The sequence below is a fragment of the Agromyces allii genome (assembly GCF_009749385.1).
Classification (GTDB): Bacteria; Actinomycetota; Actinomycetes; order Actinomycetales; family Microbacteriaceae; genus Agromyces; species Agromyces allii.
The window spans coordinates 83483-97869 of record NZ_WBIN01000012.1 but is presented as its reverse complement, the minus strand read 5'-3'; the positions used below and the strand labels follow the sequence as shown (position 1 = coordinate 97869).

11 protein-coding genes are annotated in these 14387 nt (G+C 69.5%); 6 read left to right on the top strand and 5 right to left on the bottom strand.

Translation table 11 applies throughout. From position 1 onward, the window contains the following. Positions 1-9: 9 nt before the first annotated feature. A complete protein-coding gene (locus GQR16_RS15425; protein ID WP_157416052.1) occupies positions 10-852 on the bottom strand; it encodes a M15 family metallopeptidase in 843 nt (280 codons plus the stop codon). Between the two features lie 219 nt (positions 853-1071). Here GQR16_RS15425 and GQR16_RS15420 point away from each other — a divergent pair, with 219 nt between their 5' ends. The 5 genes from GQR16_RS15420 to GQR16_RS15400 all read left to right on the top strand — a co-directional run bounded on the left by GQR16_RS15420 (position 1072) and on the right by GQR16_RS15400 (position 7155). Beyond that, positions 1072-2343, top strand: a complete 1272-nt coding sequence (locus GQR16_RS15420; RefSeq protein ID WP_211373543.1) for an ABC transporter substrate-binding protein — start codon at positions 1072-1074, stop codon at positions 2341-2343. Positions 2344-2445: 102 nt separating this feature from the next. After that, on the top strand, positions 2446-3597 hold the full coding sequence (locus GQR16_RS15415; RefSeq protein WP_157416051.1) for a carbohydrate ABC transporter permease: 1152 nt from the start codon (positions 2446-2448) through the stop codon (positions 3595-3597). Continuing rightward, a complete protein-coding gene (locus GQR16_RS15410; protein ID WP_157416050.1) occupies positions 3594-4526 on the top strand; it encodes a carbohydrate ABC transporter permease in 933 nt (310 codons plus the stop codon). The genes GQR16_RS15415 and GQR16_RS15410 overlap by 4 nt, the downstream gene beginning before the upstream one ends. Further along, positions 4523-6007, top strand: a complete 1485-nt coding sequence (locus GQR16_RS15405) for a GH1 family beta-glucosidase (RefSeq protein ID WP_157416049.1) — start codon at positions 4523-4525, stop codon at positions 6005-6007. The genes GQR16_RS15410 and GQR16_RS15405 overlap by 4 nt, the downstream gene beginning before the upstream one ends. Positions 6008-6129: 122 nt before the next feature. Beyond that, entirely contained in the window at positions 6130-7155 is a 1026-nt protein-coding gene (locus GQR16_RS15400) for a LacI family DNA-binding transcriptional regulator (protein WP_157416048.1), read from the top strand. 21 nt (positions 7156-7176) lie between these two features. Here the strand turns inward: GQR16_RS15400 and GQR16_RS15395 are convergent, their stop codons facing one another. Then, entirely contained in the window at positions 7177-9036 is a 1860-nt protein-coding gene (locus tag GQR16_RS15395) for an MDR family MFS transporter (RefSeq protein WP_157416170.1), read from the bottom strand. Positions 9037-9324: 288 nt separating this feature from the next. Here GQR16_RS15395 and GQR16_RS15390 point away from each other — a divergent pair, with 288 nt between their 5' ends. Beyond that, entirely contained in the window at positions 9325-10212 is an 888-nt protein-coding gene (locus GQR16_RS15390) for a hypothetical protein (protein WP_157416047.1), read from the top strand. Between the two features lie 30 nt (positions 10213-10242). Here GQR16_RS15390 and GQR16_RS15385 read toward each other — a convergent pair whose 3' ends face one another. The 3 genes from GQR16_RS15385 to GQR16_RS15375 are packed head-to-tail and all read right to left on the bottom strand — an operon-like array spanning position 10243 to position 14375. Beyond that, positions 10243-11121 carry a DNA-methyltransferase gene (locus GQR16_RS15385; RefSeq protein WP_157416046.1) on the bottom strand — a complete coding sequence of 293 codons (879 nt, stop codon included), beginning with the start codon at positions 11119-11121 and terminating at the stop codon, positions 10243-10245. Positions 11122-11166: 45 nt separating this feature from the next. Further along, positions 11167-12897 carry an amidohydrolase gene (locus tag GQR16_RS15380; protein ID WP_211373542.1) on the bottom strand — a complete coding sequence of 577 codons (1731 nt, stop codon included), beginning with the start codon at positions 12895-12897 and terminating at the stop codon, positions 11167-11169. After that, positions 12894-14375 (bottom strand): APC family permease, encoded by a 1482-nt coding sequence (locus GQR16_RS15375; RefSeq protein ID WP_211373541.1) that lies wholly within the window; start codon positions 14373-14375, stop codon positions 12894-12896. Before GQR16_RS15375 ends, GQR16_RS15380 begins: the two co-directional genes overlap by 4 nt. Positions 14376-14387: the final 12 nt, after the last annotated feature.

The following is a 14387-nucleotide window of genomic DNA, read 5'->3' as shown; positions in this document are numbered from 1 at the left end:
ACGTGGGCATCACGTGCCCAGCGGCACCGGAGGGAGCCCGAAGAACTCCTCGAGGGTCGTGAAGCCGGTGTCGTGCATCTCGGTCGCGAGCTCGACGCCGATGTAGCGGTAGTGCCAGGCCTCGTGCGGGTAGCCCGTGACGTCGACCTTGTCGGCCGGGTAGCGCAGCAGAAAGCCGAACCGGTAGGCGTTGGCGCGCAGCCACTCGCCCTCAGGGCTGTCTTCGAGGCATTCGAACGTGCACCCGTTCTCGGCCCCGATGTCGATGGCCAGTCCGGTCTGATGCTCGCTCGCCCCGGGCGGCGCGGTCGTCGGGTCATCGCCGTCGCCGTAGAGGTCGACCTGCGTCGAGTAGCTGCGGAACGCACTGTTCGACGCGAGGTACAGGCCGGCCTCGTCGGCCGCGGCCTGGAACATGGCGACGGTCGCGTCGGACGCCTCCTGGCGCATGAGCGGCTCCCACGTGTGGGCGACCGGCACCGCGACGAGGTCGTCGGGCTCGAAGTCCTGCGGGTTCAGCGGGCGCAGCTTGTTGACCACGACCCAGATGCTCGCCGGGTCGTCGATCGACCTGGCCGTCTTGTCGAACGTGTCGACCGCGGCGGGTGCGACGGCCTCGGACGGGGCCGGGCGAGCTGTCGCGGTCGCGCCGTCGCTCGCGCCGTCGGTCGCACCGCCGGTCGCGCTGCCGCCGGTCGAGTGCGAGCCGGATGTCGCGCCCTGCGCGGAGCCGGCCACGGCACCCACGACGACCGCGGCGATGGCGACGAGCACGAGGCTCAGGATTCCGGCGACCGTCAGTCGTCGTCGCTGCACGCCCTCGGACGGGTGGTCGAACTCGTCTGCAGACATCGTGCGATTCTACGCCGGGGTGCGGCCGAGCCCGGGGTCGAGCGACGCGAAGGTCACGCTTCGGTAACGAACACCCACGGTGAGAGCGCTCTCATTGACTTTCGTGAGAGCGCTCTCGTAGAGTCATGGCTGCATCGTGAGAGCGCTCTCACCCAGTGGGTGTGCGCGTCCTCACGTGACCATTCCGTAACCCCATCACACGCACACAAAGGAGTGACCGTGAAGCTTTCACGACGCACCAGGGCGATCGCAGCCGTCGCAGGCGCCGCATCCATCGCCATCATCGCCGCCGGCTGCGCGCCGTCGTCCGACTCGGGCAGCGACGGCGGCCAGGTCGAACTGACGGTCGCGACGTTCAACGACTTCGGCTACACCGACGAACTCCTCCAGGAGTACATGGACGCGAACCCGAACGTGAAGGTCGTGCAGAACGTCGCCGCGACGTCGAACGACGCCCGCGCCAACTACTTCCAGAAGCTCGGCAAGAAGGGCCTCGCCGACGTCGAGGCCATCGAGGTCGACTGGCTGCCCGAGGTCATGCAGTACTCCGACCTGCTCGCACCCGTTCCCGCCGACCTGAAGGACCGCTGGCTCGACTGGAAGACCGCCGCAGCGACCGACGCCGACGGCAACCTCATCGGCTACGGCACCGACATCGGCCCCGAGGGCGTCTGCTACCGCTCCGACCTGTTCGCAGCTGCCGGCCTCCCGACCGACCGCGACGAGGTCGCCAAGCTCCTCGACGGCGACTGGGCCAAGTACTTCGAGGTCGGCGCGCAGTACACCGCAGCGACCGGCTCCGCGTTCTTCGACTCGGCCGGCGGCACCTACCAGGGCATGATCAACCAGGTCGAGGCCGCGTACGAGGACCCCGACTCGGGCGACATCACCGCGACCACCAACCCCGAGGTCGAGGACCTCTACAACCAGGTGCTCGACGCCAGCGCGACGCAGTCGGCTCACCTCGGCCAGTGGAGCGACGACTGGTTCGCCGGTCTCTCGAACGGCGCGTTCGCGACCATGCTCTGCCCCGGCTGGATGCTCGGCGTCATCTCGGGCAACGCTGAAGACGTCACCGGATGGGACATCGCCAACACGTTCCCGAACGGCGGCGGCAACTGGGGCGGCTCGTACCTGACCGTCCCCGCGAACGGCGCGAACGTCGAAGAGGCGCAGAAGCTCGCCGACTGGCTGACCGCTCCCGAGCAGCAGGTCAAGGCGTTCGAGAACGCCGGCACCTTCCCGAGCCAGAACGAGGCCCTCACCTCCGACACGCTCCTCGGCTCGACCAACGAGTACTTCAACAACGCTCCGGTCGGCCAGATCCTCACGGACCGCGCCAACGCCATCACCGTCGCTCCCTTCAAGGGCCCGTTCTACTTCCAGGTGAACGACGCCATGCAGCAGGCCCTCACGCGCGTCGAAGACGGCACGCAGGACAAGAAGGCTTCGTGGGACCAGTGGGTCTCCGAGGTCGAGGCGATCGGCTGACCTAGCCGACCTCTCACGTGGCGGGTCGGGTTCGTCCCGGCCCGCCACGCTCTCGCCACCTCGCACCTCGCACGACCGGCACCAGACCACGAAGGAACGACCGTGACCTCGACAAAAACGGCTCCGCCGTCCGCCCCGAGCCCTCAGCAGGCACGGCCCGACCGCACCGAGCGCACTCCCCGCCGCATCGCCTTCGGGCACAAGCTCAGCAAGTGGGACCTCAAGCTCTCCCCCTACCTCTACATCTCCCCCTTCTTCATCCTGTTCGCGATCACCGGGCTCTTCCCCATCGCGTACACCGCGGTGATCTCCTTCATGGACTGGGACCTGGTGCGCAACAGCGGCACCTTCATCGGGTTCGACCAGTACGTCTACGTGCTCACGCAGCCGAAGTTCTGGATCGCCCTGCGCAACACGTTCAGCATCTTCCTGCTCTCGAGCGTCCCCCAGCTGATCCTCGCGGTCTTCATCGCGACGATGCTCGACCAGAACATCCGTGCCAAGACCTTCTGGCGCATGGGCGTGCTGCTGCCCTACGTCATGGCCCCCGTCGCCGTCGCCCTCATCTTCAGCAACATGTTCGGCGACAAGTACGGCCTCATCAACACGCTGCTCGGCAACATCGGCCTTCCCCCGGTCATGTGGCACAGCAACGCGTTCGCGAGCCACATCGCGATCGCCACGATGGTGAACTTCCGCTGGACCGGCTACAACACGCTCATCCTGCTCGCGGCCATGCAGGCCATCCCGCGCGACTACTACGAGGCCGCCGCCATCGACGGAGCCAACAAATTCCGGCAGTTCACGGCGATCACCCTGCCGAGCCTGCGTCCGACCCTGATCTTCGTCATCATCACGTCGACCATCGGCGGCCTGCAGATCTTCGACGAGCCGCGCATGTACGACCAGTTCGGCACCGGCGGCGCCAACTCGCAGTGGCTCACCATCTCGCTCTACCTGTACGACATCGGATGGGGCCAGTGGAACTTCGGCCGGGCCGCGGCGCTGGCCTGGATCCTCTTCCTCATCATCCTCGCCATCGGCGTCGTCAACATGCTCGTGACCAACCGGCTCGTGCGCGACGAGGGCTCCCGCGACGGACGCTCGAGGCGCGACCGCCGCGCCGCGGCCATCGCCGCCCGCACCGAGCTCGAGCACCGCGTCGGCGGCACCGTGCGCGACGACTTCGGCTCGACCTCGACCGGAGCCGCGACATCCGACACCAACGACAAGACCACGGAGGTGGCACGATGACCGCCACGGAACCCGCCACCCAGGCCACCACCAGCCTGAACACCGTCACGGCGGTGACCGTCGACGCGAAGGACCCCAAGCGTCGCCTGCGGTCGCGGCCCGTCCGCGGCTCGCGCCCCGGATGGTTCGTCTACACGGCCCTCGCCGTCGTGCTGGGATCGGCGCTCTTCCCGTACTACTGGTCGCTCCTCATCGGCTCGGGCGATGCCGGCACCATCCGCGACCCGAACATGTCGTGGCTGCCGGGCGGCAACTTCATCGAGAACGCCCTCACCGTCGTCAACGACCCCGCCGTCAACTTCTGGCGCGCGCTCTGGAACTCGATCTACAGCTCGGCCCTCATCGCGCTCTCGGTCGTGTTCTTCTCGACCCTCGCCGGCTGGGCGTTCGCGAAGCTCAAGTTCAAGGGCGGCAAGTGGCTGCTGATCTTCGTCGTCGCAACCATGGCCGTTCCGATGCAGCTCGGCGTCGTGCCGCTGTACATCCTGTTCGCCGACCTCGGCTGGACCGGCAACATCGGCGCGATCATCATCCCTGCGCTCGTCACCGCGTTCGGCGTGTTCTGGATGACGCAGTACATCCAGCAGTCCGTGCCCGACGAGCTGCTCGAGGCGGCCCGCGTCGACGGCGCGAACTCGTTCCGCACGTTCCTCACGGTCGGCCTGCCGGCCGCGCGCCCCGCGGCGGCCATGCTCGGCCTCTTCACGTTCGTGACCGCGTGGAACAACTTCTTCTGGCCGTTCATCGTGCTGGACCGCAGCGACCCCACGCTGCCCGTCGCGCTCTCGCTCCTGCAGTCGAACCACTTCGTCGACTACTCGATCGTGCTCGCCGGCGTGCTGCTGTCGACCATTCCCCTGCTCATCCTCTTCGTCTTCGCGGGCAAGCAGCTCGTCAGCGGCATCATGGCAGGAGCCGTGAAGGGATGACCATCGAACTCCGAGAGGACACCAGCGTGAACGACGCTGCAGCCGCCTTCGCGGCGCCCCGCCCCTTCCCCGCCGACTTCCTGTTCGGCGCGGCCACCGCCGCCTACCAGATCGAGGGCGCCGCCCACGAGGGCGGCCGCAAGGACTCCATCTGGGACGCGTTCAGCCGCGTGCCCGGCGCCGTCATCAACGGCGACAACGGCGACGTCGCCTGCGACCACTACCACCGCTACGTCGACGACGTCGCGCTCATGAAGCGCATCGGCCTGCAGACCTACCGCTTCTCGACCTCCTGGGCGCGCGTGCGTCCCGACGGCGGGGCGGTCAACCCCGAGGGCCTCGACTTCTACTCGCGCCTCGTCGACGAACTGCTCGGCGCCGGCATCAAGCCGTGGCTCACGCTCTACCACTGGGACCTTCCGCAGGCTCTCGAGGAGAAGGGCGGCTGGGCCAACCGCGACACCGCCGAGCTCTTCCGCGACTACGCGCTCTCGGTGCACGACGCGCTCGGCGACCGGGTCGACGTCTGGACCACGCTCAACGAGCCGTGGTGCTCGTCGTTCCTCAGCTACACGGGCGGCGCGCACGCGCCCGGGCGCCAGTCCGTGCCCGACGGCATCGCGGCAGGCCACCACCTCATGCTCGCCCACGGCCTCGCCGTGCAGGCGCTGCGCGAGCGCGACCCGAAGCTCGAGCTCGGCATCACGCTGAACCTCGCGCCCGTGCACGCGGTCGACCCGACCGACCCTGCCGACGTCGACGCCGCACGTCGCATCGACGGCCAGTTCAACCGGTTCTTCCTCGACCCGATCTTCCGCGGCGAGTACTCGGCCGACCTGATCGAGGACCTCGGCCCGCTCGGGCTCGACGCCGTGGTGAAGCCGGGCGACCTCGAGATCATCTCGACGCCCATCGACACCCTCGGCGTGAACTACTACCACGGCGAGTACGTCAGCGGCCACGCACCCGCGACCGTGCTCGAGGGCTCCGCGCCCACCGACCGCAAGACGCGTTCGCCGTTCCCCGCCGCCGAGAACGTGCACTGGCACCCCCAGGGCCTCCCGACCACGGCGATGGACTGGGAGGTCGAGCCCGACGGCCTGCGACGCCTGCTGGTCCGGGTCCACGAGGAATACGCGGATGCCGCGGGCGTGCGCCTCTACGTCACCGAGAACGGTGCCGCCTACGACGACGTCCTCACCCCCGACGGCGCCGTGCACGACGCGGGCCGGGTCGAGTTCCTCGCCGGCCACCTCGGCGCGATCCTCGACGCGGTCGACGACGGCGTTCCGGTGCACGGCTACTTCTACTGGTCGCTCCTCGACAACTACGAGTGGGCGTGGGGCTACGACAAGCGCTTCGGCCTCGTCCGCGTCGACTACGACACCCAGGAGCGCACGTTGAAGGACAGCGCGCTCTCCTACACCGAGATCATCGCGAACCGGGCGCTCCCGGCGAGCGACGCGGCACCGGCGAACTGACGCCGCCGCACCGACACCGCCGCACCGCGGCATCCGTCGACGGCTCCACGCCTGAACGAACGGTGCTCCACCGCCCGACATCGTTGGGCGCGGGGCCGTCGACGCGCACATAGACTGACCGAATGCAGGGGGGTGACGACATCAAGACCCGACCCGCCGCGCCGACCCTCGAAGAGGTCGCACGCGAGGCGAACGTCTCGCGCGCGACCGTGAGCCGCGTCGTGAACGGCTCGCCCAAGGTCAGCCCCGACGTCCTGACCGCAGTGAACGCCGCGATCGCCAAGCTGAACTACGTGCCGAACCGCGCCGCACGGTCGCTGGCCAGCCGCACCTCGGGCGCGATCGCACTGATCGTCCCCGAAGACACCGCGTTCTTCTTCGGCGACCCCTACTTCGCCGCCATCGTGCAGGGCATCACCCGCCGACTCGACGAGAGCGAGTACCTGCTCAACCTGCTCGTCGCCTCGACCGATCCCGGTCACAAGACCGTGCGATACCTGCGCTCCGGGGTCGTCGACGGCGCGCTCGTGATCTCGCACCACGAGGGCGACGACCTCCAGCAGGAGGCCGGCATGCTCCTTCCGCTCGTCTACGGCGGGCGTCCGTCGCAGCCCGGCGACCACTTCTTCGTCGACGTCGACAACGTCGAGGGCGGCGCGGTCGGCACGCAGCACCTGATCGACGTCGGGCGAAAGCGCATCGGCACGGTGACCGGCCCGCTCGACATGCCCGCGAGCGTCGACCGCCTCGACGGCTACCGCCGCGCCATGGGCGCCGCGGGCCTGCCGATCGACGCCGTCGAGACCGCCGACTTCACGGCCGCCGGCGCCGTCGCCGCCACCCGGCGCCTCCTCGACCGGGTGCCCGACCTCGACGGCATCTTCGTCGCGAGCGACATCATGGCCACCGGCGCCCTCTCGGTGCTGCGCGAGCGCGGTCGATCGGTGCCCGGCGACGTCGCCGTCGTCGGATTCGACGACAGCCCCGCCGCGACCTCGTCGGCCATCCCCCTGACCACGGTCAACCAGCCCTCCGAGCAGATGGGCTTCGAGATGGCCGACCTGCTGCTGCGGCACCTCGCCGGCGAGACCGACGTCCCCCGCCGCAACATCATGCCGACGCACCTCGTGCGCCGCGCCTCGGCCTGAGGCCGACCGCGCGGCAACCGCTCAGCGACCGCGCTTCGGCAGGTCGTCGTCCTCGATGGCGTGCAGCGTTCCGGTCGTCGTCGGCTCGATCAGCGAGCCGGAGAGCTGCGCGGCTCTGAGCGCGACCTCGTCGATCTCGGGTTCGACGCCCAACGCGCCCACCTTCGCACGGCGATCGGCTTCGGCATCCGTCAACGCCTCGGCCTCGTCGAGCTCGGTGGCGATGCCGATCTGCGCGGCCGTCGCCGCCTCGACCGCGCTCGCGTCGGCCTCCTCCTGCATGGCCGAGACCTGGCGCAGCGGCAGGGCCGGCACGAACCAGGCGACGACGAATGCGAGCACGGCGACGACGAACCCGAGCCAGTAGACCGAGACCGTCGCGTCGTTGAACCCCACGAGGAACGGTTCGGCGAGCCGCGGGTCGGCGCCGACGAGGAACGAGCTGTCGGTGTCGAGCGCGTTGCCGATCTGCGCCGGGTCCTGCGTGCTCAGCAGCGCCAGGATGTCGGCGTTCGCGGGGTCGGCCTGAACCGCAGGGTCCTGGGTTGCCTCGGTCAGCGGTCCGATGATGTCGGGGTCGGCGAAGGCCGCCGTGAGCGTCTCGCCGAGCCGTGAGAACAGCAGCGAGAAGAACACGGCCGTGCCGAGCGTGCCGCCGATCTGGCGGAAGAACGTCGACGAACTCGTCGCGACGCCCATGTCGCGCGCGGTCACGGCGTTCTGGCTCGCGATCGTGAGGGTCTGCATGAGCTGGCCGAGGCCGAGACCGAGAACGGCCATGCCGACCATGATGAACCAGATGCCCTGGTCGGCCGAGAGATTCGTGAGCCAGAGGTAGCCCAAGGCGAGGAACGCGGTTCCGAGGATGGGGAAGACCCGGTACCTGCCCGTGCGGGCGATGATCTGCCCGCTCGCGATCGACGAGACCATGAGGCCGAGGATCAACGGCAGCATGAGCAGTCCGCTCTCGGCCGGCGTGGCGCCCTCGACGAGCTGCAGGTACAGCGGGATCGTCATCATCGCGCCGAACATCGCGAAGCCGACGAGCAGGCCCAGGCCCGCGATGACCGAGAACGTCGGGATGCGGAAGAGCCTCATCGGCAGCAGCGCGTCCTGCTTCATCGCGATCTCGACGAGGATGAACGCCACGATGCCGATGGCGCCCACGACGTAGCAGGCGATCGCGGCGACCGAGTCCCAGCCCCATTCGGTGCCCTGCTCGGCCACGATCAGCAACGGCACGAGCGCGACGATCACGAAGGTCGCGCCCCACCAGTCGATGCGCACCTTCCCTGGCGTCCTGAACCGCGGGATGTGCAGGAACCGCACGACCATGAACAGCGCGACGATGCCCACCGGGATGTTCACGAGGAACACCCACCGCCAGCCGGCGACGAAGAGGATCTCCTCGGTGCCCGAGAGCAGCCCGCCGATCAACGGGCCGATGACGCTCGAGACGCCGAACACGGCGAGGAAGTAGCCCTGGTACTTCGCACGTTCGCGGGGCGCGAGGATGTCGCCCATGATCGCGAGCGGCAGCGCCATGAGCCCGCCCGCGCCGATGCCCTGCAGCGCCCGGAACGCCGCGAGCTGGTACATGGTCTGCGACATGCCCGACAGCAGCGAGCCCAGCAGGAAGATGCCGATCGCGAAGAGGAACAGCGGGCGCCGCCCGAACAGGTCGCTGAGCTTGCCGTAGATCGGCGTCGTGATCGTCGCGGTGATCAGGTAGGCCGTCGTCACCCACGCCTGCAGGTCGAGCCCGCCGAGGTCGTCGGCGATCGTGCGCATCGAGGTGCCGACGATCGTCTGGTCGAGGGCCGAGAGGAACATGGCGGACATCAGTCCGAAGATCACCAGCAGGATCTGCCGGTGCGTCATGAGTGGTGCCGGAGCGTTCGCCGCGTTCGCCTCTGATGCCGTCACTTCGCCGACGCTACTCCCCCAGTGGGGGTTACGAGAAGGGCGGCGCGCCCGCGTCGCACCGGCTCATCCGGTTACGACCTGCGGATGTCGCAGGCCGCCGCCGACCGCCAGACGCGCCCTTCCCGTTCCTCCGTGGTGGCCGCCTGACCGAGTCGCGCTGCCGCGCCGGCTCTGGTATCGCGTGCGGGATCCGTGGCACGATCGTCGTAGATTCCCGGTTCCGGGGAGGGGGCGCTGATTCGGATGGCGGCACCACGTCGATCGACCCGGCCTCACTGGACCGAGCGCCCCGGCGCGAAGACGGCGGCCTGGGTGCTCGGCACGCTCGTCGCGCTCGGCACACTCGTCGGCTTCGGACTGCAGTGGGTTCAGGCGCCCGACTCGGGCGGGAGCTCCGCTGCACCGACCGAACCCGAACCACCCCCCGAGAGCACCCCGACTTCCACCGCCGAGCGTCTCGCATCGGTCCATGTCGGCGCCCCGTCGGCGCGGATCGAGGAGATCCTCGGCCTCCCGGTGAATTCACGGGAGCTCGACGGCGGGCCGGGGTGGACACAGCAGACGTACGCGGCCGACGAGCTCTCCGCAACGACCGTCACCGACGAGTCCGGTTCGATCGTGCTCCTGTCGATCATGTCGTGCACCCTCGGCAGCGACATCGAGGTGACCACCCCGCGCGGCACGACCGTGGTCCTGCAGGGCCCCGCGATCGCATCTGCTGAACTCGCATCGGACGGCACCGTCGACGACGCGGCGAACGACCGCCTGCTCTGGTACCTCGACGGAGGGACCGGCAGCAGCCTCGGCCAACTGCTCGAGCAGTCGACGATGCAGCCGGCGAGCGGCAACGGCTGGAAGAGCTATCTGGTCGGGATCAATCGGGCCTGCGGCAGCACCACGTTCACGTACACGCAGACCGGGACGCTGCAGTACTTCGGCACGATCGCCGATGCGCCCGAAGACCTCGAGTCGTTCAGAACGAGTCGGGCGGCCGACTTCTACACCGAGATCCTCGGCGACTACTCGATCTCCGAGTACACCACGATCACCTTCAGCACCCCGAACGGCGAGGTCGGCGAGGCGACGGCCGCGCCGTACATCCATGATCTCCCGCCGGAGTTCCTGGGCTGACGAGCGCGGGCTCGCCCACGGGCGACCGCCTCAGCCGAACTCGACGCCCTCGATGTTCGCGAACCGGGCACGCATGACGCCGATCGCCTCGGGGTTCTCGTCGACGAGCACGAAGCGGCGCCCGAGCGTCGCGGCCACGGCGCCCGTCGTGCCGGAGCCGGCGAAGAAGTCGAGCACCCAGTCGCCCTCTCGGGTCGACGCCTGCACGATGCGCCGCAGGATGCCCTCGGGCTTCTGCGTCGGGTACCCCGTCTTCTCCTTGCCCGTCGGCGACACGATCGTGTGCCACCAGACATCCGTCGGCAGCTTGCCGAGCTCGGCTTTCTCGGGCGTGACGAGCCCCGGCGCCATGTACGGCTCGCGGTCGACGGCGGTCGAGTCGAACCAGTACTTCGACGGGTTCTTCACGTACACGAGGATCGTGTCGTGCTTCGTCGGCCACTTGCGTTTCGCCTTCGCACCGTAGTCGTAGGCCCAGATCAGCTCGTTGAGGAAGCACTCGCGCCCGAACAGGGCATCGAGCAGCACCTTCGCGTAGTGCGCCTCGCGGTAGTCGAGGTGCAGGTACAGCGTGCCGTCGTCGGCGAGCAGGCGCCAGGCCTCGACGAGACGCGGCTCGAGGAAGCCCCAGTAGTCGTCGAAGCGGTCGTCGTAGCGCAGCAGGTCGCCGCGGATGCGCTCGTAGCGCTTGCCCGCGAACCCGGTGACGGTTCCCGATGCGGCCGGCCCCGCATCATCCGTCGCCTCGACCCGGACGTGGCTCGTGGAGCGCCGCGCCTGCGCCCGACCGGTGTTGAACGGCGGGTCGAGGTAGATGAGCGTGAACCGCCCGTCGGGAAAGGTCGGCAGCACGGCGAGGTTGTCCGCGTGGATGATGCGGTCGGGTTCGTCGTGGGTCACGGGCTCCAGTCTGCCAGCGCGCCGCCGCCCGCACTCGCGTGCCGCACTCGCGTCTCAGTGCGTGTGCACATGCGCATCAGGGGCCGCTCCACCGGCGGCGACCGGATCGTCGGCCACCGGCGCTCCCACCCGGTCGACGACGGCGCCGAGCGAGTGCACCACGCGCCCGCCGACGATCGTCGTCTCGGCGTGCTCGCCGAGGAGTCCGGCCGGATCGTGCTCGTGCCGGTACAGGTCGCTCGACCAGACGACGAGATCGGCGTCCATGCCGGGCGCGATCCGGCCGCGCGCACCGTCGAGGTGCCAGGCGCGGGCGCCGTGCACGGTGTACGCCTCGAGCGAGCGGTCGAGGCCCACCCGCTCGTCGGCGGTCCACCCCTGCGAGCCGTCGAGGCCCGCACGCGTGGCCGCCGAGTAGAGCCCGACGAGCGGATCCATCTCGCCGACCTGCCAGTCGCTCGAGAACGCGACCGTCGCACCCGAGTCGAGCAGGCTCCGGAACCGCCACGCGCGACTCCACCGCTCCTCGCCGACGTTCTCCATCCAGGTGCCCGCGACCAGGTCGGGCGAGCAGTGCCGGGGCTGCATCGCCGCCGTCACCCCGAGACGTGCGAACCGGTCGAGGTCGTCGGGATGCAGGCATTCGACGTGCACGATGCCGTGCCGACGATCCACGGTGCCGTTCGCACGGGCCGCCTGCTCGATGGCGTCGAGCGCGAGCCGGATCCCGCCGTCGCCGGTCGCGTGCGTGTGCGTCTGCAGCCCCAGTCGGTCGAGCTCGCCGATGACCCCGACGAGCTCGCGCCCGGCATCGCCGGGGTAACTGGGCCTGCCGCGCACACCGGGTCGGTTCGCGTAGTCGGCCAGCATGAGCGCGGTGTGCGGCTCGATGACGTCGTCGGCGTAGAGCTTCACCGGACCGAGGCGCAGGAGCCCCGCGACATCCGCTTCGGCGTTCGATCGGTCGACGGTGTCTCGGATGCGGGCGCGGAACGCACCGTCGGCACCGACCGGGTGGAACAGCGCCGCGATGACACGCGACGTGAGCACCCCCTCGGCGAGCGCACGCTCGAACAGCGGGAGTTCGGCGAGCGGCACCTGCGGCTCGACGACCGTCGTGATGCCGAGCGCCGTCGCCATCCGCATGCTCGATCGCAGCTTCCGGTATCTGCGCTCGGGCGAGTACATCGGGATGTCGCGCTGGAGCTCGGCCAGTCCGGCCTCGGTCATGGCGCTCGTGTAGAAGTCGGTGACCCAACCGGTCGCGTCGCCCGCGGCATCGCGCTCCGGGCGGCCCCACGCGATGTCGCCGCCCTGCGCGATGCCGAGCACGGCGAGCGCCGGCCGGTTCAGCCAGACGGAGTGCTGGTCGTAGGTCGTGACGAACACCGGACGCCCTGCGGCGTCGAGTCCGTCGAGATCGGCGGCGCACGGTCGGCGCCCCTCGACGATCGAGTAGACCGCGTTCTCGGCGCAGATCCAGCCGAGGTCTGGACGCCGGGACGCGAACCCGGCGATGCGCCGGCGCACCTCGGCGAGGGTGTGCGCCCCCTCGAGGGAGACGGCGTCCTCATCGAACCCGAGCAGCAGGTGGTTGTGGCTGTCGATGATGCCCGGCGTGAGGAGTCGCCCGTCCGCCTCGACGCGGCTGCGCGCGCTGGGCGCCTCCGCGGAGTCGCCCACGTAGGCGATGCGGCCGTCGCGGATGCCGACCGCCTCCGCCCACGGCCTCGTCTCGTCGAACGTGCGCACGCGCGCACCCGTGATGAGCGTGTCGAGCATCATGCGATCTCCTCGTCGTCTTCGTCGTCGTCGTCGTCGCCCGCGAGCAGGTGCAGGGTCGCGGGGCTGCGTCGCAGGTAGAGGGAGAAGTAGGCGAAGCCCGCCCCGATGATGCCGATCGCGATGCCGAGACTGAGCCACTGCGCCGGATCGAGGATGCCGATCACGAAGATCGTCGCGATGGCGACGAGCGACAGCACGGGCGGCGCCGGCCAGAGCGGCATCCGATACGAATCCGCGGATGCCGCGTGGCCGACGCCGTCGCCCCGGCTCGTCTGTCGCCGGACGACGAGCGCGGCCAGTGCGATGAAGCCGTAGCTGAAGGCGAGGGTCGATCCGGTCGCATTGAGCAGCACGTCGAACGGGATGAAGCAGGCGGCGAGCGCGATCACGCCCATGACGATCGTCGCAGCGATCGGCATCCGGGTGCGCGGCGACACCGTCGCGAGCGGTGCGGCGATCCGCTGCGGGAGCGCGCGGTCGCGTGCTGCCGCGAACAGCAGCCGCCCCGACTGCAGCGCGATGGCGATGATCGCGTTGACGATGGCGAGCGCGATGGCGATCAGCACGATGACGGTGACCGTCTCACCCGCCCTTCCCGAGAGGAAGGTCTCGACGGGGAGGTCGGCGCCGAACAGCTCCTCGAGCGACGAGGCGCCGAGCAGGATCGCGGTGAGCGGGATCAGTTCGGCCAGCACGGTGATGATCGCGCTCCAGAGCACGGCCTTCGCGATCGCACGCTTGGCGTTCTTCGTCTCCTCGGCGAAGTAGACGGCGCCGCCGTATCCGTTGTACGAGAAGATGCCCTGCGTGACCGCGAGCACGAGGCCCGCGATGCCGAGCGGTGCGAGGCCTCCGGTCGCGAGGTCGAGCGCCTGCGGATCGAAGAGCGCCGACACCGGGCGCTCGATGTGGATGAGGCCGAGGACGGCGAGCAGCGCGAGCGCGGCCATCTCGACGAAGAGGAACGCGCCGGTCACCCAGGCGTTCGTGCGGATGTTGAAGCACGCCGTGACCGTGGCGAGCACGATGACGACGAGGGCCGTCCAGAGCGGATCGAGGCCCGCGATCGCGACACCGAGGTAGTCGGCGACGCCGAGGGCGAAGATCGCGATGATGAGCGGCAGGCTGACGAGCCCGATGAAGAAGACGGCCGAGCCCGCTGCGGGGCCGAGCACGCGGCTGACGAGCGAGTAGTCGCCGCCGGCGATGGGGTGGCGCGAAGCGAGCTCGGCGTAGCAGAAGGCGATGAGGATGCTGATGACGCCCGCGAGCAGGAATCCCCAGAACACCCCGGTGCCGTAGCCGGCGAGCGCTGCGCCGCCGAGGATGAACACGCTCGAGGCGGGCGAGATGCCCGAGAGCGTGATGAGCACGTTGCCGCCGACGCCGAGCGAGCGCGAGAGCTGCCCGCCCGTGGTCGTCATCGCGGCGGTGTCGAGCGGCACCGGGGTTGCGTGCTGTGCTGGTCGAGCTGACATCTTCGGCCTCTT

What these genes read in the sequence shown, in the direction of transcription:
- GQR16_RS15425 (WP_157416052.1), bottom strand. Translation starts at nt 852, where the DNA reads ATGTCTGCAGACGAGTTCGACCACCCGTCCGAGGGCGTGCAGCGACGA.
- GQR16_RS15410 (WP_157416050.1), top strand. Translation starts at nt 3,594, where the DNA reads ATGACCGCCACGGAACCCGCCACCCAGGCCACCACCAGCCTGAACACC.
- GQR16_RS15405 (WP_157416049.1), top strand. Translation starts at nt 4,523, where the DNA reads ATGACCATCGAACTCCGAGAGGACACCAGCGTGAACGACGCTGCAGCC.
- GQR16_RS15400 (WP_157416048.1), top strand. Translation starts at nt 6,130, where the DNA reads ATGCAGGGGGGTGACGACATCAAGACCCGACCCGCCGCGCCGACCCTC.
- GQR16_RS15395 (WP_157416170.1), bottom strand. Translation starts at nt 9,036, where the DNA reads ATGACGCACCGGCAGATCCTGCTGGTGATCTTCGGACTGATGTCCGCC.
- GQR16_RS15390 (WP_157416047.1), top strand. Translation starts at nt 9,325, where the DNA reads ATGGCGGCACCACGTCGATCGACCCGGCCTCACTGGACCGAGCGCCCC.
- GQR16_RS15380 (WP_211373542.1), bottom strand. Translation starts at nt 12,897, where the DNA reads ATGATGCTCGACACGCTCATCACGGGTGCGCGCGTGCGCACGTTCGAC.
- GQR16_RS15375 (WP_211373541.1), bottom strand. Translation starts at nt 14,375, where the DNA reads ATGTCAGCTCGACCAGCACAGCACGCAACCCCGGTGCCGCTCGACACC.